Annotated in this window: 17 protein-coding genes and 1 pseudogene; 16 read left to right on the top strand and 2 right to left on the bottom strand. The window is 59.9% G+C overall.

Annotated features, from left to right (window positions below; all coding sequences use genetic code 11):
- From AADA04_RS06435 to AADA04_RS06400, 8 genes are all read left to right on the top strand, one after another.
- Positions 1-1,126, top strand: a 1,126-nt coding sequence (locus AADA04_RS06435) for an NAD-dependent succinate-semialdehyde dehydrogenase (protein ID WP_340692425.1), incomplete at its 5' end; no start/stop codon positions are given.
- Positions 1,127-1,190: 64 nt separating this feature from the next.
- Positions 1,191-2,339, top strand: coding sequence for an NAD(P) transhydrogenase subunit alpha (locus tag AADA04_RS06430; protein ID WP_340692424.1), 1,149 nt, complete (start codon positions 1,191-1,193; stop codon positions 2,337-2,339).
- A 10-nt stretch (positions 2,340-2,349) separates the two neighbouring features.
- Entirely contained in the window at positions 2,350-2,688 is a 339-nt protein-coding gene (locus AADA04_RS06425) for a proton-translocating transhydrogenase family protein (protein WP_340692423.1), read from the top strand.
- 4 nt (positions 2,689-2,692) lie between these two features.
- Positions 2,693-4,138, top strand: a complete 1,446-nt coding sequence (locus tag AADA04_RS06420; RefSeq protein ID WP_340692422.1) for an NAD(P)(+) transhydrogenase (Re/Si-specific) subunit beta — start codon at positions 2,693-2,695, stop codon at positions 4,136-4,138.
- 34 nt (positions 4,139-4,172) lie between these two features.
- Positions 4,173-5,267: an alcohol dehydrogenase AdhP gene (adhP, locus tag AADA04_RS06415; protein WP_340692421.1), complete on the top strand. Its 1,095-nt coding sequence runs from the start codon at positions 4,173-4,175 to the stop codon at positions 5,265-5,267.
- A gap of 51 nt (positions 5,268-5,318) precedes the next feature.
- Positions 5,319-5,498 carry a hypothetical protein gene (locus AADA04_RS06410; RefSeq protein ID WP_340692420.1) on the top strand — a complete coding sequence of 60 codons (180 nt, stop codon included), beginning with the start codon at positions 5,319-5,321 and terminating at the stop codon, positions 5,496-5,498.
- 128 nt (positions 5,499-5,626) lie between these two features.
- A complete protein-coding gene (locus AADA04_RS06405) occupies positions 5,627-7,066 on the top strand; it encodes an NAD(P)H-hydrate dehydratase (protein ID WP_340692419.1) in 1,440 nt (479 codons plus the stop codon).
- A 31-nt stretch (positions 7,067-7,097) separates the two neighbouring features.
- On the top strand, positions 7,098-8,081 hold the full coding sequence (locus tag AADA04_RS06400) for a zinc-dependent alcohol dehydrogenase family protein (protein WP_340692418.1): 984 nt from the start codon (positions 7,098-7,100) through the stop codon (positions 8,079-8,081).
- Between the two features lie 13 nt (positions 8,082-8,094).
- On the opposite strand, the gene AADA04_RS06395 is transcribed toward AADA04_RS06400, so the two are convergent.
- Positions 8,095-9,702 carry a Na+/H+ antiporter gene (locus tag AADA04_RS06395; RefSeq protein WP_340692417.1) on the bottom strand — a complete coding sequence of 536 codons (1,608 nt, stop codon included), beginning with the start codon at positions 9,700-9,702 and terminating at the stop codon, positions 8,095-8,097.
- A 282-nt stretch (positions 9,703-9,984) separates the two neighbouring features.
- Here AADA04_RS06395 and AADA04_RS06390 point away from each other — a divergent pair, with 282 nt between their 5' ends.
- On the top strand, positions 9,985-11,100 hold the full coding sequence (locus AADA04_RS06390) for a zinc-dependent alcohol dehydrogenase family protein (protein WP_340692416.1): 1,116 nt from the start codon (positions 9,985-9,987) through the stop codon (positions 11,098-11,100).
- A gap of 33 nt (positions 11,101-11,133) precedes the next feature.
- Here the strand turns inward: AADA04_RS06390 and AADA04_RS06385 are convergent, their stop codons facing one another.
- On the bottom strand, positions 11,134-11,457 hold the full coding sequence (locus AADA04_RS06385) for a Crp/Fnr family transcriptional regulator (RefSeq protein WP_340692415.1): 324 nt from the start codon (positions 11,455-11,457) through the stop codon (positions 11,134-11,136).
- On the opposite strand from AADA04_RS06385, the gene AADA04_RS06380 reads away from it, so the two are divergent.
- The 7 genes and pseudogenes from AADA04_RS06380 to AADA04_RS06350 all read left to right on the top strand — a co-directional run.
- Entirely contained in the window at positions 11,443-11,814 is a 372-nt protein-coding gene (locus tag AADA04_RS06380; RefSeq protein WP_340692414.1) for a hypothetical protein, read from the top strand. The two genes, AADA04_RS06385 and AADA04_RS06380, sit on opposite strands and share 15 nt — an antisense overlap.
- A 265-nt stretch (positions 11,815-12,079) precedes the next feature.
- Positions 12,080-12,358 (top strand): hypothetical protein, encoded by a 279-nt coding sequence (locus AADA04_RS06375; protein WP_340692413.1) that lies wholly within the window; start codon positions 12,080-12,082, stop codon positions 12,356-12,358.
- Positions 12,330-14,372, top strand: coding sequence for an alpha/beta fold hydrolase (locus AADA04_RS06370; protein ID WP_340692412.1), 2,043 nt, complete (start codon positions 12,330-12,332; stop codon positions 14,370-14,372). The genes AADA04_RS06375 and AADA04_RS06370 overlap by 29 nt, the downstream gene beginning before the upstream one ends.
- Positions 14,369-15,133: an enoyl-ACP reductase FabI gene (gene fabI / locus AADA04_RS06365; RefSeq protein WP_340692411.1), complete on the top strand. Its 765-nt coding sequence runs from the start codon at positions 14,369-14,371 to the stop codon at positions 15,131-15,133. Before AADA04_RS06370 ends, fabI begins: the two co-directional genes overlap by 4 nt.
- On the top strand, positions 15,120-16,547 hold the full coding sequence (locus AADA04_RS06360) for a bifunctional enoyl-CoA hydratase/phosphate acetyltransferase (RefSeq protein WP_340692410.1): 1,428 nt from the start codon (positions 15,120-15,122) through the stop codon (positions 16,545-16,547). Before fabI ends, AADA04_RS06360 begins: the two co-directional genes overlap by 14 nt.
- Complete coding sequence (locus tag AADA04_RS06355) at positions 16,544-17,767, top strand: acetate/propionate family kinase (protein WP_340692409.1); 1,224 nt, start codon at positions 16,544-16,546, stop codon at positions 17,765-17,767. The genes AADA04_RS06360 and AADA04_RS06355 overlap by 4 nt, the downstream gene beginning before the upstream one ends.
- 483 nt (positions 17,768-18,250) lie before the next feature.
- Positions 18,251-18,893 (top strand): annotated as a pseudogene (locus tag AADA04_RS06350) (IS3 family transposase); the annotation flags it as partial.

The raw sequence follows: 18,893 nt of genomic DNA, 5'->3' as shown, positions 1-18,893 counted from the left end.
CTCTGCCAAGATCATGGCCTATTATGCCGAGAATGCCGAGAAATTCCTGGCAGACACGAAGCTGCACCCGGAGCAAGGTGAAGGCCACATGGAGAGCACACCCATTGGTGTGGTGTTCTGCGTCGAGCCTTGGAACTTCCCTTATTACCAGCTGGCGCGCGTCGCAGGTCCCCACCTGATGGCGGGCAACACGCTTGTGATCAAGCACGCTGGCTGCGTGCCGCAATGCGCGATCGCTTTCGAGAAAATCCTGACAGATGCCGGCGCGCCGGAAGGCCTCTACACCAACCTGATGATCACGCATGAGCAGTCGGACAAGCTTGTCGCTGATCCACGCATCAAGGGCGTCGCCCTCACTGGCAGCGTGTCTGCAGGACGCACCATCGCAGCCAGTGCAGGTCAGGCGCTCAAGCCATCGTCAATGGAACTCGGCGGCGCCGATGCCTTCATCGTTCTGGAAGATGCGGACATGGAGCATGCGCTCAAATGGGCCGTTTGGGGACGGATGTACAACACTGGACAGACCTGCTGTGCGGCGAAGCGCTTTATCATCGTTGAGAAGGTCGCCGACCAGTTCATGAAGTCGTTCCAGACAGCACTTGCCGCTCTGGAGGCGGGCGACCCGCTGGACGAGAAAACCACGCTCGGTCCACTCTCGACCGAACAGGCCTTGGTCGATTTGTTGAAACAGGTCGACGTTGCCGTGAAACACGGCGCGAAAGTCGTCATGGGTGGCAAGCGTCTCAACCGCGCTGGCAGCTACATGCAGCCGACCATCCTGACAGATGTTAAGCCTGACAACCCGGCCTTCCGTGATGAGTTCTTCGGGCCGGTTGCAATGGTGTTCCGTGTGAAAGATGAAGCCGCGGCCATTGCCCTTGCGAATGACAGTGACTTTGGCCTCGGCGGATCGGTTTTCACCAAGGATCTCGAGCGCGGTAAGCGCGTCGCCAGCGCGGTCGATACCGGCATGATGTTCATCAACAATATCAGCTGGTCGGACGCCGATCTGCCCTTCGGCGGCATCAAGAATTCCGGCTATGGACGTGAGCTGGGCGACATGGGCATCCAGCAGTTCGTGAACAAGAAACTGGTCCGCTACGTCAAGGCTGACGCACCGGCCTGAAGCTGAATCGAGTGGTCGGCGGGGGGGCTCTCCGCCGACCTCTTTCCTGGTTCCGGAGAGTGTCATGTATGTGAATATCGCCGTTCTGAAAGAGACCGCTCCCGGCGAGCGACGCGTTGCCCTTGTGCCGGGTGTCGTTCCGGGTCTTGTGAAGCTGGGTGCGCGGCTGCATCTCGAGGCCGGCGCGGCTGAAGGCATCGGCCTGACCGACGCGGACTTTGCGGATGTCACTATTGTCGCTGATCGCTCCGCGCTTGTGGCGGATGCCGATGTCGTGCTTTGCGTTCAGCGCCCCGCCCTTGCCGTGATTGATGCGATGAAGCCCGGCGCAGTGCTGATCTGCTATGTCTATGCGGATTCCGATCCTGCGCTGGTCAAGCATCTGCTGGCCCGCAGGATCACCTGTTTTGCCATCGGACACTTGCCGCGTATATCGCGGGCCCAGAGCATGGATGCCTTGTCCTCTCAGGCCGCATTGGCCGGTTACTATGCTGTTCAGCTTGGAGCGACGACACTAGCGCGCGTCCTGCCCAAAGTGAGCACGGCTGCGGGGACCATCGGACCGGCCAAGGTGCTGGTGATGGGCCTTGGTGTGGCGGGTCTGGAAGCATTGGCAACAGCCCACCGACTTGGCGCCATAACCGAGGGCTATGACGTGCGACCCGAGACGCGTGAGCAAGCGCTTTCGCTCGGTGCGACATTTGTTGATACGGGTGTCGACGCCACCGGCAAGGGCGGCTATGCGCGTGCCCTGACGGATGAGGAAAAGACAAAAGTCGCCAAGGCGCTGACAAAGCATATCCAGGCAGCCGACCTGATCATCACCACTGCTGCGATCCCAGGCAAACCTTCACCCAAGCTGATTTCCAAGGCGCAGGTTGCCGGCATGAAACCAGGTGCCGTTATCGTCGATCTCGCGGCCGAGGGCGGTGGCAATTGCGAGGCTACGGTGCCCGGCGAAACCTTGCAGGTGGGGCGTATCACAATACTCGCCCCGCTGAACGTGCCTTCGTCACTCGCGGAAGATGCGAGCAAGCTCTACGCCAAGAACCTCGCCAACCTGCTCGGCCTCATGCTGCATGATAATATCCTCACCGTCGACCTGACGGACGAGATCCTGTCGGCAACCGTGCTGACCTATGACGGAAAACGTCTGAACGCCCCTGAGGCGGCCACGCCGAAATCCTCTAAACCCGCCGCTGAAGTGGCCTGAAAGGTATCCGATGGACCTCTCCATAGCCGGACTTGCGGCACTCTATATTTTCCTCCTGGCTGGGTTTGCTGGCTGGGTGATCATCGGCCATGTGCCGGCAATCCTGCACACGCCGCTGATGTCGGGCTCGAACTTCGTCCACGGCATCGTTGTCGTCGGTGGCATCTTTGCGCTTCTGAATGCGACGACCGTGGCAGAGCAGGTCATCGGCACACTCGCCGTAGCGCTCGGGGCTGCCAATGCCGCTGGCGGTTATGTGGTGACGGCGAGGATGCTGGCGATGTTCCAGACAACAGGTTCTGCCAAGCACGCGCCCAAGCACAAACGTAAACACAAGCGGAAAGCCTGAGACCATGATCAGCGTCCTCCCAGAACTCGTCATCGTCCTTGCAGACCTTGCAGCCGCCTTCCTCTTGCTCTTCGGCCTGAAGCGGATGTCATCGCCCGTCACGGCGCCTTCCGGCATCGCCTATGCCGGGATCGGCATGGTCGTGGCAGTCATTGCCAGCTTTCTGTACGCCCTGTCGGTTGCACCCGAGGCGAAGCCTCACCTTCTGATGAATGCAGGTCTCGCGGTGGCCGCCCTTGCGGTCGGTGGCGGTCTGGCATGGCGCAGCGGCAGCAAGGCACCGCTGACAGCGATGCCACAAATGGTGGCACTCCTGAATGGCGCGGGCGGCGGGGCTGCGGCGGCAATTGCGGCAATGGTCCTGCTTGGTGGTGTCTCGGCGCCTGCGGCTCTGGTCGTAACGCTGGCCGGTGCACTCATCGGGTCGATCTCGCTTTCGGGCTCAATTATTGCCTGGGGCAAGCTGGATGGGCTGATCAAGCGGCCAATGCGATTTCCCGGGCAGCAGATCGCGAACGGTCTCGCTTTCATTCTAACGCTTCTATCCGGCGGCTACATCGCGTTCATTGTCCTGAGCGGCGCGGCACCGATCCTTGCGATGCCGACATTGATCGCTGTGTTCTTCGGCCTCGCGCTGATCTTTGGTGTCCTGATGACACTGCCAATCGGCGGCGCAGACATGCCGGTCGTGATCTCTGTCTACAACGCGTTCACAGGCCTTGCTGTGGGCCTGGAAGGCTACAGCCTGCAGAACCCTGCGCTGATGATCGCGGGCATGGTGGTCGGTGCAGCAGGCCTCATGCTGACACTGCTCATGGCAAAGGCCATGAACCGCTCGATATCAAATATTCTCTTCACTAATTTCGGCGTTACCAAGACGCATAAACAGAGCAAGATTGAAGGTGAGTTGAAGCCTACGGGCGCGGGCGATGCCGCCATCTTCATGCGCTACGCTGCGGAAGTCATCATCGTTCCAGGCTATGGCCTGGCCGCCGCACGGGGGCAACAGAAGCTGTACGAATTTGTAAAGCTGCTACAGGCCGCTGGTGTCGTGGTAAAGTTCGCGATCCATCCTGTGGCCGGGCGGATGCCGGGTCAGATGGATGTTCTGCTCGCCGAAGCTGGTGTTCCCTACGACCTGATCTTCCAGCTTGAGGACATCAATCCTGAGTTTGAGACAGCTGACGTGGCGCTCGTGATCGGCGCCAATGACGTGGTGAACCCTGCGGCGCGCACCGACAAGTCTTCGCCAATATGGGGCATGCCGATCCTCGATGCGGACAAAGCCAAGCAAGTTTACGTCATCAAGCGCGGCGAAGGCAAAGGCTATGCCGGTATCGTCAATGCGCTTTTCTACAAGGACAATTGCAACATGGTTTATGGCGACGCCCAAGTCGTCCTGACTCAGATGATCGAAGCCGTGCGCGGCCTCAGCAAGACCGCCGCTTGACCGAAGCGTTTCTCCCGAAAAGAAAGATCCTGATATGACCAAAAAGATGCATGCCGCCTTCGTCACGGCCTTCGGCAAGCCCCTGGAATTCCGCGAGGTTGATATACCGACACCCGGTCCTGGTCAGATTCTCGTCAAGACAGAGGCCTGCGGTGTCTGCCACACGGACCTGCACGCGGCCAAGGGCGACTGGCCGGTCAAGCCGACACCGCCATTCATTCCTGGTCACGAAGGGATCGGTAAGGTCGTTGCTCTCGGCTCGGGCGTCACGATCGTGAAACTGGGTGACCGCGTGGGCGTGCCGTGGCTCTATTCGGCCTGTGGCCATTGCGAACATTGCCTCTCGGCATGGGAGACGGTGTGCGGCGAAGCGCAGTATGGCGGCTACACCGTCAATGGCGGTTTCGCCGAATACATTCTCGCTGATCCGAACTATGTCGCGCATATCCCGCCCGGCCTTTCGCCGCAGGAAGCTGCGCCGCTTATCTGCGCCGGGATCACAACCTATAAAGGTCTCAAGGTGACGGATACGCGCCCCGGCGAATGGGTTGTTGTTTCCGGCGCTGGCGGGCTTGGGCACTTGGCAATCCAGTATGCCAAAGCGATGGGCCTGAAGGTTTGCGCGGTCGATATCGACGACGACAAGCTGGCGTTAGCGAAGACTCTCGGCGCCGATCTCGTGGCGAATGCGAAGCATGAAGGGGCCGTTGAAGCGGTCCGGAAGGGCACTGATGGCGGCGCGCATGGCGTGCTGATCACAGCCCCTTCGCTCAGCGCATTCAAGCAGGGCATCGCCATGGCGCGCAAGCGCGGAACCTGCGCGCTCGTGGGCCTGCCGCCTGGTGAATTCCCGGTACCGCTGTTCGACGTGGTGGCGAACTGTATCACGATCCGCGGCTCTTTCGTGGGCACACGCAAGGACATGGCCGAAGCGTTAGCCTTTGCCGCCGATGGTAAGGTGAAGGCAGATATCGAGTTACAGCCTTTGACCGCAATCAATAATATTTTCGACCGTCTCGAACATGGCAAGGTGGCAGGCAGAGTGGTTCTGGATTTCGCGGGTTCGTCTGAGAAAAAAGGCCGCTCAGCGAGCGAACGACGTGTGGCGGAAGCTGAACTTCCGGCCTGAATGGGCTGGCGGACACTTTCAAGCAACTAAATCAGAAGAAGGACTATCATTATGCCCGACACGACGGCGCAAAAACAGATCATTATCTCGTCCGATGATGCACGCGGTGCAGATAGCGCCGAAGAAGTCAGCAAAGGCGACACCCTTGTGCCGATGCTGATTACTGTGATTGTTCTGACCGTGTTGGGTGTTGGCGCGGTTGCCTTGTTCGTCGGGATTTCGATGGGATGAGTGCTCAGGAAAGTGGCCAGGATCGGACCAAAAGCAGCCACGCTGAACTGTCCCATCGCGATCACCGTTCGGTCGCAGATTGCGTTTGTCTGTCTCGGGATTATGCACTTAATCCCGGCAAGGCTCTGTTGACCGTCAGCCAGATGGGTGAAGCCGACAGGCTTACGGTAGCTGCAGGGACGCCGTCGGTCACGTTGATGGAAAACGCCGGTGCATCGGTCGCCCACGAGATCTTACGGCGCTGGTCACCGAGGCGCGTCGCCGTCCTTTGCGGACCTGGCAACAATGGCGGCGATGGTTTCGTCGTGGCACGCCATCTGGATGCGGCAGGCTGGGACGTGCGCCTCGCGCTTTTGGGCGCGCGCGATAGCCTCAAGGGCGCAGCGGCGCACCATGCACAATTGTGGGCCGGCGCGGTTGAAGCGCTGACGCCCGCCATTCTGGACGGCGCAGGCCTTGTGGTCGATGCCCTCTTTGGGTCCGGACTGACCCGCGCACTTGAGAGCCAAGCGGGAGGCGTTCTGGCTGACGCCGCGAAAGTAGCCCCGATCGTGGCTGTCGACGTTCCAAGTGGCGTGATGGGTGACACAGGTGAGGCACTGGGGGCCATGGCGACGACCCTGACAGTTACGTTCTTTCGCAAGAAGCCTGCTCACCTGCTGCTGCCAGGCCGGGACCTTTGCGGAGAGGTCGTGGTAACCGAGATCGGCACACCCTCATCGGTTCTGGACGAGATATTACCTCAGACATTCGAGAACGACCCTTCGCTCTGGCAGAACAAACTTCCGCAGCTGCGAGAGGCCGGCAACAAATACACACGCGGACATGCGCTGATCTGGGGTGGCTACCCGATGACGGGCGCTGCCCGCATGGCGGCGCGGGCAGCGGCGCGCGTGGGTGCAGGTTTGACAACAATCGCAGTGCCTGACGCGGCGCTGGCGATTTACGCGACGGCGCTGCTCAGCATCATGGTGCATCCCATCGGGGATCCGGAAGAATTCGGCAGCCTTATTGCGGATGACCGCATCACGGCTTTCCTGATGGGCCCCGGTGCCGGTATCGGCAACGCGACAAGGGCCCGGGCGCTTGCCATGCTGAGCACGGGGCGCGCCACCGTTCTGGATGCAGATGCCCTCACGTCATTTCAGGCCGATCCGCCGGAGCTTGATCAAGCCATTGCGGGCCCTTGCGTTTTGACGCCGCATGAAGGTGAGTTTGCCCGTCTATTCGACCTGGCAGGTGACAAGCTGCTGCGTAGCCGCGGTGCGGCCCAGCGCAGCGGTGCAATTGTCCTGTTAAAGGGCCGCGATACGGTGATTGCAGCCCCTGATGGAAGGGCGATCATAAACGCCAATGCACCACCGACACTCGCGACAGCTGGGGCTGGTGACGTTCTCAGCGGGATAGTACTTGGCCTGCTGGCCCAGTGTATGGAGCCATTCCTCGCCAGTGCCGCTGCTGTCTGGATGCACGGTGAAGCAGCCAGGTCTTTCGGGCCCGGCCTTCTCGCCGAAGACCTGCCGGATCTGCTGCCGGAAGTGTTCAACAAGCTCCCAAGCACCTCATGAATTCGCGGATCTCGAAGTAAGGACCTAACCTATGCATGCGATGGTATTGAACAAGATCGGCTCACCCCTCGAATGGACAGAATTGCCGGACCGGCATCCGGGACCGGGGCAGATCCGTGTGAAGGTGACGGCGTGCGGCGTGTGCCGGACAGATCTTCACGTTGTCGACGGGGAACTTCCGCACCCGCAAGTTCCGATCATTCCCGGTCACGAGATCGTCGGACGGATAGATGAGATCGGCGCCGGCGTCGAAGGATTGATTATCGGCCAGCGGATCGGCATCCCCTGGCTCGGGCATACATGTGGGAGCTGTCCCTATTGCCAGATGAATCGCGAAAATCTCTGTGATCATCCGATCTTTACCGGGTACACGCGCGATGGCGGCTTTGCCACTGCGACGATCGCCGATGCACGGTTTGCCTTCCCGCTGGGCGAGGCGGGCAGCGACGTATCGCTGGCGCCGCTTTTGTGTGCCGGACTGATCGGCTGGCGTTCGCTTGTTACCGCGGGGCAGGGCAAAAGGCTTGGCCTCTATGGATTTGGTGCAGCGGCCCATATCATTGCCCAGGTCGCAACGGGGCAGGGGCGCTCCGTCTTTGCCTTCACACGCCTTGGGGATATCAAGACCCAGGCCTTTGCACGAACACTCGGCGCCGTTTGGGCGGGCAGTTCAACCGAGTTACCGCCCGAGCCGCTCGATGCCGCCATTATCTTCGCGCCAGTTGGCGACCTCGTGCCCCTGGCCCTGAAAGCTGTGCGCAAGGGCGGCCGGGTTGTCTGCGCCGGCATTCACATGAGCGATATCCCAAGCTTCCCCTACGCATCACTATGGGAAGAACGGGAACTCGTGTCCGTCGCCAACCTGACACGTCAGGACGGCCTGGATTTTCTCTCAAAGGCGCCCGGGATGGCGATCAAGATGCAGACAACGTCCTATCCGTTGCGCAACGCCAACAAGGCCCTTGGCGACCTTCGCGCCGGTCGCTTTGAGGGTGCGGCTGTGTTGGTTGTCTGACACACGGGTGCGCTCAGATTTCATAGTGAGCTTCCAGCAGGTCGAGTTCACGCACGAGCCGTCGCGCAACAGTCGCGGTAATCGTGTGCTGGCGGCGCATCAGGAAGATCGAGTCGCGTTCGGCGCGTATGGCCGCGAGTCGCACTTCAAGCATGACCTTTGCATCTGGATGTACCGCTGGCTCTTCGCCGTCCCGAACTCCAAATGTCTCGAGACGCTGCAGGTATTGCCGCGACACAAGCGCCGTTGCTGTCGTGTAGGCGTTCGCCTCGCCAGTGGGTGTGGCGTGCATCGCGCTGATGCGCACAATCTCGGAGAGAGCCGCGGTCGCGGCAGCCGTCCTCGCAGGGATATCCGAGGGCGCCTCCTGTCCCGTCGCGACTGTATCGGTCTTGAGCAGGAATGGCAGGCCTACAGCTGCCGTGACCAGGGACAACACGATCACGCCCATTGCGATCAGGATAGTCAGATCGCGTTCCGCAAATGCCGTTCCGTCAGAAAAGAGGAGGGGAAGCGTCAGGATACCCGCGAATGCTATGGCGCCGCGTGATCCGGCGACTGTGGTGGCAGCAACGATCCGCCAGACCGGTAGCGCCCCCTCGCGCGGCGAAGGACGCGACAGCAGGACACTGGTCCAGACCCAGGCCAGGCGCAGCATCAACATCGCAGCGTAGATCGTTACGATCATCATCAGTGCCCACCATAGGCCATGATACCCGGTCTCCTCGACGGTTACCCGCGCCTTGGAGATGATTGTTGGCAATTGTTCACCCAGAAGGACGAACACAATGCCATTTGCAATGAACTGGACCGAATCCCAGACCGCACTGCGCTGTATACGCGTGGCACCAAGGGCGCGGCCCGTCGCTTCAGCCCGCGCCATGGTAACGCCGGCGGCGACTGCTGCAAAAAGGCCGGAGGCAGACGCCGCCTCGGCGGCGAGATAGGCGACGAAAGGTATCAGGAGGCTGACGACAATCTGTGAGCCGGAATCCTCGCCAATTCGCGCCGCGATCCAGGTCTTGGTCCTGACAATGGCCTGCGTGATACCATAGCCGATAGCTAGTCCGGCGCCAGCGACCCAGAGAAAAGTCGTAGATGCCGAGACAGCCGAAAAGCGGCCCGTCATCAGGAACATTATCGCAAAGCTGAGGCAAACGAGGCCGGTCGCATCGTTGAGCAGCGACTCTGCCTGCAACAGGTTCATCATCCTGCGCGGTATGGGCACCCTCCGCGCAATCGAGGCGACCGCGATCGGGTCCGTCGGTGCCAGCGCTGCTGATAGCGCCAACGCGGCTCCCATCGGTAGGCCAGGGACCAGCCAGGCAATGAAGATGCCGACGATCAACACTGTCGCTACAACCAGGCCGAACGCCATATGCAAGATCGTCCATCGATCCCGGAGTAGCTCGTCGGCGGGGATACGCCACCCGTCGATGAAGAGAAGGGGTGGGACGAGCAGCAGAAAGAAGATCTCCGGATTGAGGTTTATCTCCAGTTGCGGAACGAGGCCGGCAGCGGCTCCGAATGCGATCTGGACCAGCGGTCGCGGAAACGGCAATACGCCAGCGATGCTGCGCCCGACAAAACTGCTGAAGACAACGATTACAAGCAGTATCAAAGAGGTTGTGATGGCGTCCAGCTTGCGGGTCCTCAAGTTTGCTATTCGGGATGTGTGCAGACTGGCATTCTCGTCTTATCGGTGCCGGAGCAATCAATACCGCACGATTTCCGATGCCCCACCAACTTGGATCAGTGCGCGGCATCTTGCAACGGACCAAAGCTAACTCAGCAATGCGACCTACCGCATATTGTATCCAGTCCGGTCAGGTGCGCCAACGCCGTCCGGCTGGCCTGGACCGCAATAGGCGAACGCATCGTGCAGCCACACATGGAGAAACGCATGACGACCCAAGTTAAACCAAATCCGAATGCCCCGCGCCCTGCCACCGTCAAAGCCGATGGGGGCAAATCCGCCAGCATGAAAGCCATGGTCTTTGTCGGCCCCGACGAGATCAAGCTCAAGGACTGCCCCAAGCCGGTGATCACCGCGCCCGGTGATGCGATCGTGCGCGTCACGCAGACAACGATCTGCGGGACTGATCTGCATATCCTGAAAGGCGATGTGCCAACGGCCGCACCCGGCCGTATCCTCGGCCACGAGGGCGTTGGCGTGATTGATAGCGTGGGTGCGGCGGTTACCGCATTCAAGCCGGGCGACCATGTTCTGATCTCTTGCGTCAGCGCCTGTGGCACCTGCGAGTTCTGTCGCAAGCAGATGTATTCTCACTGCACGACCGGAGGCTGGATTCTCGGTAATGCAATCGATGGCTGCCAGGCCGAATATGTCCGTACGCCACATGCTGATATGAGCCTCTACCACATCCCCGAAGGCGCCAATGAAGAAGCGCTCGTGATGCTCAGTGATATCCTTCCGACCGGCTTCGAATGCGGCGTGTTGAATGGCAAGGTGCAGCCGGGGAGTTCGGTGGCAATCGTCGGCTCAGGACCTATCGGCCTTGCTGCGCTTCTTACGGCACAGTTCTATTCGCCTGCCTCGATCATCATGATCGACCTTGACGACAATCGGCTCGAGATCGCGCGTAAATTCGGCGCGACCGACACGATCAATTCGTCCGACGGCAAGGCCGTCGAGACTTTGATGAAGCTGACTGGTGGGGCAGGGGTTGATACGGCGATCGAAGCTGTCGGTATTCCAGCGACGTTCGAGCTCTGCGAGAAGCTTGTCGCGGTTGGGGGAACGATCGCTAATATTGGTGTTCATGGCAAACCCTCGACGCTGCACCTGGAGTCGCTCTGGGACCGCAACATCTCGATAACGACGCGACTGGTCGATACAGCGACCATACCGATGCTCTTCAAGACGGTTGCAGCCAAAAAGATAGATCCGACGCTGTTGATCACACATCATTACAAGCTAGCCGATGGTGAAGAGGCCTATGAAACCTTTGGCAATGCCGCCGAGACCAAGGCCCTGAAAGTAATCATCACAACCTGATAGCTGCGGCGCGGGGCTGTTGTCTCGCGCCCACTATTGCAGCAGCGGACCCTCCTGATCGAGATAGGCAAGGTCGAACTCGACCAGATCGACGAGGCGGTCGAAGTCGTGGATTGTCACCTTGCCTTTCTGGAAGGTCAGCAGGCCTCGTTCGCGTAATTCGCGGAGTACGCGGTTGACGTGCACAGCGCTGAGTCCCAGCGCATCTGCCAGATGGTATTGCGTGAGCGGGCAGGCAAAACCGTCGCGCGTACCGCGCGTAACCAGCGTAAGACGTACACTGAGTTCGAGCAGGAGGTGGGCCGTTCGCTCAAGGGCATCGCGCCGCCCGATACCGCACAGATGCTCAACCACCATCGCCTCGTCTCGCGACGCGGCCCAGAGTACCGCGATTGCAAGCCGCGGGTTTGCCGTGAATGCGCTCAGGAGATCACTCTCCAGTACTTCCGAAGCCTCAACTGGCGTGATCGATTCGATATTGTGATCAGCGGTTCTCAGAAGTACCGACCTCAAGCCGAGAAAGTCGCCAGGTATCTGGAAATCAACAATCTGTCGGGTACCATCGCGGAGAATTTTATAGGAGCAGACCCAACCCTCCGCAAGGATGTACGCGGCAGCGTGCTTCTCGCCCTGATGGACAAGGTCGACGCCTGCCACAAAATTTCGGCGGCGACGGTGCAGGCCGTCGAGGACTTCCCGTTCTGTGTCAGTTAGAGCGACGACGTTGCCCAGCTTTCGTGTGATAGGGCTGTGCTTGCTATACAATGATGATGCTTTCGGTTCCTCGCCGGATCAGTCAGGGACTGAGAGCGCATGAACGGTGCGGGATTGAAAGTGATACGCTTGATTGGGGTACTTGTTCCCGCGCCGCTGCTCTGGATCAGTGCGTTCTATCCTGTAGGTGCGACATTGGAGGGCGCCGATTATTCTGGATCCGCGGCGCAGGCCTTTTGGATCATAAAATGAAAGAGCTGCTCAAATGTCTACCAACACGCCAAATGACAATGTGTCTGAAGTCATGGAACCGACGGAAACCGACGCGAAAGCCGCGGCGGCATTGACTATCTGCGAGTCGCTCTTGCTGGCGCTGAATGACCGCGAAATCCTTCCCGAACGTGAGATTATATGCATACTGCGTGATGCAGCAGCAACGCATACTAACGATTCAGGCGTCGACAGACCCTCAAAACTGAATGTCGCGGTCGCGGCCCTGATCAATCAAATCATTGATGGCGGCAATTCGGTGCGACGCACATAAGCGCCCTCGGAACATTCAGCATGGCGCTGGCAACAGGATATATCCTGTCGGAAGCCCTAATGCAGATCAGTTTGGCGCTATATGCCTTGGGCTATTACCATCTCAGACCATGGCCGGACTATTTGACCCCTTTGGGGAGGATCACCTCATGACGGATAGACCGGTTAGTAGAAAACGGACACCCAGGACGCAAGTTTCAGGGTCGAAATCCGGCGTTCTGCGCAACACTGATCCCGCGAAACCCGCACACAAGAAGCGCGGTTCGGAAGCGACCTCGGCTGTTGAGCCAGGCACACCCCGGCGACGCGACTGCGCCGACATTTCGGTATTTGAGAGGATTGATCGCGTCTCCCTGGCCAATGTCGCAAAGGTCACATCAGGACTTGCGCCTTCGGTCATGGTTGAGGCATGGGCCGATTGGGCCGTCCATATGACAGTCTCCCCAGGCAAGCAGTTGCAGCTTGCTGGGTCGGCATTACGAAATGCGCAGGCGTTCTGGTCTGATGCGTTCGGCCTGTCTGGAGCCGAAGCGCCGTCCGACAAGCGTTTCGCCAGTGATGCGTGGCGTGCTTATCCCTTCAACGTCTGGTCTGGCGCGCATCAACGTCGCTGGCAGTGGTGGCAGGATGCGGTGACCAGCGTTCACGGCGTTGCCCCGCCGCACGAAAACCTGATGGCTTTTGTCGCCGGCCTGTTGGTTGATACGGCTGCGCCGTCAAATTCCCCGCTCACAAATCCTGATGTGATTGGGGCGACATGGACCGAATCGGGTCGCAACCTTGCACGTGGAGCAAGGAATCTGGGGCAAGATATCGGTGAAAAGCTCGGCGCGCTTCAGCCTGTCGGGCCACAGGTTTTTGAAGTCGGACGCAATCTGGCCACGCGTCCAGGCAAGGTCATCTTCCGAAACGCTCTGATGGAGCTCATTCAGTACACGCCGGTAACTGAAAGCGTTTATGCTGAGCCAATCCTGATCGTTCCTGCCTGGATCATGAAATACTATATCCTCGACCTGTCGCCGGAGAACTCCTTTGTCGGGTATCTGGTGAGCCAGGGGTTCACAGTCTTCATCATATCCTGGAAGAATCCGGACGCAGCAGACCGTGAACTCGGTATGGATGACTATCTCCGTCTTGGCGTCATGGACGCCCTCGACGCGGTGGAGGCGATTACGCACGGGGCCAAGGTCCATGCTGTTGGCTACTGCCTCGGGGGCACGCTACTCGCCATCGCGGCAGGCGCAATGGCGCGTGACGGGGACGCGCGGTTCGCCTCCTTGTCATTTCTGGCTGCGCAGATTGATTTCACGGAGGCTGGCGAGCTGCGTCTGTTCATTGATGATTCCCAGGTCACCATGATTGAGGACATGATGTCGGAGAAAGGCTATCTGTCTTCCGAACAGATGGCCGGGACATTTGCGTTGCTGCGGGCGCGCGACCTGGTCTGGGCGCCTGCAATCCGCGACTATCTTCTCGGCGTGCGGGGAGATGCCTTTGACCTGATGGCCTGGAATGCAGACGCGACACGGATGCCCGCCCGGATGCATTCAGAATATCTGCGACAACTCTTCCTCGACAATGACCTGACCGAAGGGCGCTATCAAGTCGAGGACAGGGCGATTGCCGTGTCAGACATCCATACATCTCTCTTCGTCGTCGGCACCGAAGACGACCATGTCGCGCCTTGGCGGTCAGTCTACAAGTTTCACGTATTCGTTGATGCCGATGTGACATTTGTCCTCACGAGTGGAGGGCACAATGCCGGCATCGTCTCTGAACCGGGGCATGCTCACCGCCACTTCCGGATAGCGGAAACGCTGTCGGACGCACCTTTCCGCGATCCTGATGATTGGTTCGCCGATACTAGCCAGGCGGCAGGGTCCTGGTGGCCATCCCTGGTCAGCTGGCTTGAAGAGCGTTCCGGCAAACGGGTGCCACCCCCGTCAATGGGCACACGGTCTGGCCGCTATGCCGCGCTGTGTGATGCGCCCGGCACCTACGTCCTGCAGACATGAGACCGTTGGAAAACAAGATCGCACTGGTCATCGGCGTGGCAAACGCCGACTCCATTGCGGCTGGATGCGCAAAGGCATTTCACCTCGCCGGGGCCGAGATTGCGTTGACCTATGCCAACGCAAAGGCAAAGCCATACGTTGCGCCCGTGGCCACGTCTGTTGGGGCATCGCTTCTTTTGCCGCTCGACGTTGAGGTCGATGGCGAAATGGAGGCCGTCTTTGCCGCCGTGACGAAACGCTGGGGACGGCTGGACATCCTTGTCCATTCGATTGCCTTTTGTCCGGCCGGTGATCTCCATGGGCGCGTGACGGATTGCTCAAGACAGGGCTTTGCCCAAGCCATGGATACATCCGTCCATTCGCTGGTGCGCATGGCCAAGCTGGCCGAGCCCCTGATGGCGCAGGGCGGGACAATCCTGACCATGACCTATTATGGTGGCGAGAAGGTTGTCGACCATTACAATATCATGGGGCCGGTCAAGGCGGCGCTGGAGGGGGTCGTTCGATCACTGGCTGTCGAGCTTGGACCTCGCCACATTCGTGTGAACGCCATTTCACCAGGGCCGTTAAAAACGCGTGCTGGATCTGGCATCGCCCATTTCGATGAACTGATCGACGCAGCCCGGCTGCGGGCGCCGGCGCACAGTCTTGTCACGATCGATGATGTCGGGGCCGTGGCGGTCATGCTCGCAAGCGACGGCGCCCGGAGCGTGTCGGGCGACATTGTGTTTGTCGATGGGGGCCTGCATGTCCGGGCATGAGCGGGTCAAGGCCGGATCGAAAATGCAATATATCGAGAACAAGACGTATGCTGAAATTACTGTCGGCGACAGTGCGCAGCTGACCCGCACGTTGAAACAGCAGGATATCGAGCTGTTTGCGGTCATGTCCGGAGATGTAAATCCGGCCCATGTGGATTTGGAATACGCCAAGACCGACATGTTTCATGGTTTGATCGCCCACGGCATGTGGGGCGGGGCGCTCATCTCGACCGTGCTGGGAACCGAGCTACCCGGTCCAGGGACAATTTTTCTCAACCAGAGTCTGCGCTTCGAGGCGCCGGTCAGACTTGGCGATACGGTCGTTGTGCGTGTCGAGGTCACCGACAAGCGGCCCAAGGGGCGGTTGCTGCTCGAGTGTACCTGCGTCAACCAGGAGGGCAAAATGGTGACCGAAGGCGTGGCTGAGGTCATTGCGCCGGAAGAAAAGATGCGCCGACCACGTATTGTCCTTCCCGAGGCACACCTGCACGTTCAGGGCGCACAATATGCCCGGCTGATCAAGGCAACCCATGATCTGGCCGCGGTCCGGACGGCTGTTGTGCATCCCTGCGACAGCCTCTCGATTGCGGGGGCGATGGCCGCAGCGCGTCAGGGCATAATCGTTCCGGTTCTGGTCGGGCCCAGAAAGCGGATCGAGGATGCCGCCAGGGCAGCGGGGCAGAGTATTGACGGTGTTGAGATCATCGACACCCCCCACAGCCATGCCGCTGCAGCCACGGCTGTCGCGCTCGTCCGCTCCGGCAAGGTCGAGGCGCTGATGAAGGGGGCGCTTCACACTGACGAGTTGATGGAGGCGGTCGTCGATACGGCGCTTGGGCTGAGGTCTGAACGCCGTATGAGCCATGTCTATGTGCTTGATGTGCCGACCTATTCCAAGCCGCTGCTTGTCTCCGATACCGCGATCAACATCTATCCTGACCTCACGGCAAAGCGCGACATTGTTCAAAACGCCATCGACCTCGCTCACGCGCTCGGCATCGCGCAGCCAAAGGTGGCGATCCTGTCGGCTACCGAGACCGTCAATCCCCGGATTATCTCGACAGTTGATGCCGCAGCTCTTTGCAAGATGGCCGATCGCGGGCAGATCACTGGCGGGCTGATCGATGGGCCGCTGGCGTTCGACAATGCGATTTCGCCGGCTGCCGCAGCGACGAAGGGCATCATATCGCACGTCGCGGGGGACGCCGACATTCTTGTCGCTCCGAACCTGGACGCTGCGAACATGATCGCCAAGCAGCTGATCTATCTCGCCGGAGCGGATGCCGCCGGCATCGTGCTCGGCGCGAAAGTTCCGATTGTCATGACAAGCCGGGCTGATAGTGCCGTTACACGACTGGCGTCCTGCGCGCTGGCCCAGCTGTTCATCAATGGACCGAGGCCTAGCGTGTCATGACACGCGCCAGTCTGGTCCTCAATGCGGGATCATCAAGTCTCAAATTCGCGGTATACAAGGACGGGCCGGGTACCCGACCAGCTGTTTTGCGGGGCAGGATCGCAGGCATCGGAACCGAGCCGGTCTTCTCGGCGCGCGACGAAGCGGGGCGTGCGCTACCGGAGGACCAGGGGATGCAGCTGGAGGAAGGCGTTGGATATGACCCGCTCATGGCATCGCTTCTGGACTGGCTGAACAGCCGTCAGGGCGGCGTCACCATCACGGCCGCCGGGCATCGTGTGGTACATGGGGGCCGCGATCATGCAGGTCCGGCGCGGGTCGATGCGGCCCTGCTGACCGAGCTTGCGACGCTGTCGCCGCTCGCGCCGCTGCACCAACCCCATAACCTGGCAGCGATCCGCGCCGTCGCTGCAGCCATGCCCGGACTACCGCAAGTGGCCTGTTTCGATACGAGTTTCCATCACACGCAAGCGCGGCTCTCAAAACTCTTTGCCTTGCCGCGTGCGCTGACCGAGAAAGGCATCATCCGCTATGGCTTTCATGGGCTATCCTACGACTATATCGCGGGGATCCTGCCAGATCATCTCGATTGCAGAGCGGAGGGGCGCGTGATCGTCGCGCACCTTGGCAATGGGGCGAGCATGTGCGCCATGAAGGCGCGCCGGAGCGTTGCAACGAGCATGGGCTTCACGGCGCTTGCAGGCCTGATGATGGGCCAGCGCTGCGGCACGTTAGACCCAGGCATCGTTCTCTATCTCATCAGGGAGGTGGGCATGGCGCCTGAAGCGGTCGAGCACATGCTCTACCAGGAATCGGGCCTCCTGGGGGTGTCGGGCATCAGCAATGACGTTGAGCTGCTGCAGGCAAGCGCTGAGCCATCTGCCAGAGAAGCGATCGACTTGTTCTGCGAGCGCGCCGCGTGTGAGCTTGCCGCACTCGCCGTTACAATTGCAGGACTGGATGCCATCATATTCACAGCCGGGATCGGCGAGAATTCGGCGCTCGTGCGCCGTCTGATCTGTGACCGATTGACGTGGATGGGTGTCGTGCTTGATGGCGAGGCGAATGGGCGCTCTGCCGTGCGGATCAGTTCACCGGCGTCAGCCGTGGATGTCCTTGTCCTGCCGACGGATGAGGAGGCTGTGATCGCGCGGTCCACACAAGCCCTGCTGGCGTTGCAGAATGACGAAGTGCCATCGGGCCAGATTGCGCGGGCATAGCGTGCGAAACATCTTTTTAGGCTATCGTTTACTGGCAGCGCTTTGCGCTTCATTTCTGATTGGAGGATTGGCCATGGCCGCCGACGGAAGAGCAGGGTATTCGAACCGTTAGTCAGTAGTCACGAAACGGCCCTCACCGACCCGTGATGTGCCCCTAGAACGGTAGACGCCTTGCAGGGTAAAACTGGAAGCAAGGAGTTATGGGTTATGTCGGGACGGATTCGATATACGGAAGAGTTCAAGCGTGAGGCTGTGGCACAGGTCACGACGCGCGGTCACAGCGTGCAAAGCGGATTGGGGTAAGCAGCAAGTCACTGTATGACTGGGTGAAGCTGTTTGGCGATGAGCCAGACACGCGTGCGGCTGACGCCTCAGAGATCAAGCGACTGAAGGCCGAGCTTCGCCGGATGACCGAGGAGCGCGATATCATAAAAAAGGCAACGGCGTGACTATCGCGAAGGCTCACGGCTGAAGTAAGCCTTCATCAAGGCTCACCGCGCTGAGTTTTCGGTGCGGGCGATGTGCCGTGTATTCGGGGTTCATTTCAGCGGATTCTATGCGTGGCTGAAGTCATCCCTCGGGCCGCAAGCCAGACGCCGCCGTCATCTGACAGGGCTGATCAAGCAGTCATGGTTAGAGAGCGGGTGCGTGTATGGCCCCCGCAAAGTCCATCATGATCTGCTCGGTCTGGGCGAAGACTGTGCCGAGAACACGGCCGCCAGACTGATGCAGGCTGAAGGATTTCGTGCGCAGGTGGGCTACAAGCGCCGTCCCGGCAAGCATCGCAGAAAACCATCTATTGTTGCTGCTAACCAGTTGGATCAGGAATTCGATGTGGCGGCCCCCGATCAGATATGGGTCACCGACATCACCTACATCCGTACCCATGAAGGCTGGCCCTATCTGGCTGTCGTGATCGATCTGTATGAACGCAAAGTTGTCGGCTGGTCGATGCACTCACGCATGCACACATCGCTGGTTCTGAACGCCCTGCTGATGGCGGTCTAGCGTCGCAAGCCGAGTGGCAAAGTCGTGATCCATTCAGATCAGGGGTCGCAGTTTACCAGCCAGGAATGGCGCGACTTCCTGAAGGATCACAATCTGGAAGCCAGCATGAGCCGACGCG

Source organism: Hyphomonas sp. (assembly GCF_037969335.1).
Classification (GTDB): Bacteria; Pseudomonadota; Alphaproteobacteria; order Caulobacterales; family Hyphomonadaceae; genus Hyphomonas.
This window is presented reverse-complemented; position numbering and strand designations above follow the sequence as displayed.

What these genes read in the sequence shown, in the direction of transcription:
- AADA04_RS06430 (WP_340692424.1), top strand. Translation starts at nt 1,191, where the DNA reads ATGTATGTGAATATCGCCGTTCTGAAAGAGACCGCTCCCGGCGAGCGA.
- AADA04_RS06425 (WP_340692423.1), top strand. Translation starts at nt 2,350, where the DNA reads ATGGACCTCTCCATAGCCGGACTTGCGGCACTCTATATTTTCCTCCTG.
- AADA04_RS06420 (WP_340692422.1), top strand. Translation starts at nt 2,693, where the DNA reads ATGATCAGCGTCCTCCCAGAACTCGTCATCGTCCTTGCAGACCTTGCA.
- adhP (WP_340692421.1), top strand. Translation starts at nt 4,173, where the DNA reads ATGACCAAAAAGATGCATGCCGCCTTCGTCACGGCCTTCGGCAAGCCC.
- AADA04_RS06410 (WP_340692420.1), top strand. Translation starts at nt 5,319, where the DNA reads ATGCCCGACACGACGGCGCAAAAACAGATCATTATCTCGTCCGATGAT.
- AADA04_RS06400 (WP_340692418.1), top strand. Translation starts at nt 7,098, where the DNA reads ATGCATGCGATGGTATTGAACAAGATCGGCTCACCCCTCGAATGGACA.
- AADA04_RS06390 (WP_340692416.1), top strand. Translation starts at nt 9,985, where the DNA reads ATGACGACCCAAGTTAAACCAAATCCGAATGCCCCGCGCCCTGCCACC.
- AADA04_RS06380 (WP_340692414.1), top strand. Translation starts at nt 11,443, where the DNA reads ATGCTCAACCACCATCGCCTCGTCTCGCGACGCGGCCCAGAGTACCGC.
- AADA04_RS06385 (WP_340692415.1), bottom strand. Translation starts at nt 11,457, where the DNA reads ATGGTGGTTGAGCATCTGTGCGGTATCGGGCGGCGCGATGCCCTTGAG.
- AADA04_RS06375 (WP_340692413.1), top strand. Translation starts at nt 12,080, where the DNA reads ATGTCTACCAACACGCCAAATGACAATGTGTCTGAAGTCATGGAACCG.
- AADA04_RS06370 (WP_340692412.1), top strand. Translation starts at nt 12,330, where the DNA reads ATGGCGGCAATTCGGTGCGACGCACATAAGCGCCCTCGGAACATTCAG.
- fabI (WP_340692411.1), top strand. Translation starts at nt 14,369, where the DNA reads ATGAGACCGTTGGAAAACAAGATCGCACTGGTCATCGGCGTGGCAAAC.
- AADA04_RS06360 (WP_340692410.1), top strand. Translation starts at nt 15,120, where the DNA reads ATGTCCGGGCATGAGCGGGTCAAGGCCGGATCGAAAATGCAATATATC.
- AADA04_RS06355 (WP_340692409.1), top strand. Translation starts at nt 16,544, where the DNA reads ATGACACGCGCCAGTCTGGTCCTCAATGCGGGATCATCAAGTCTCAAA.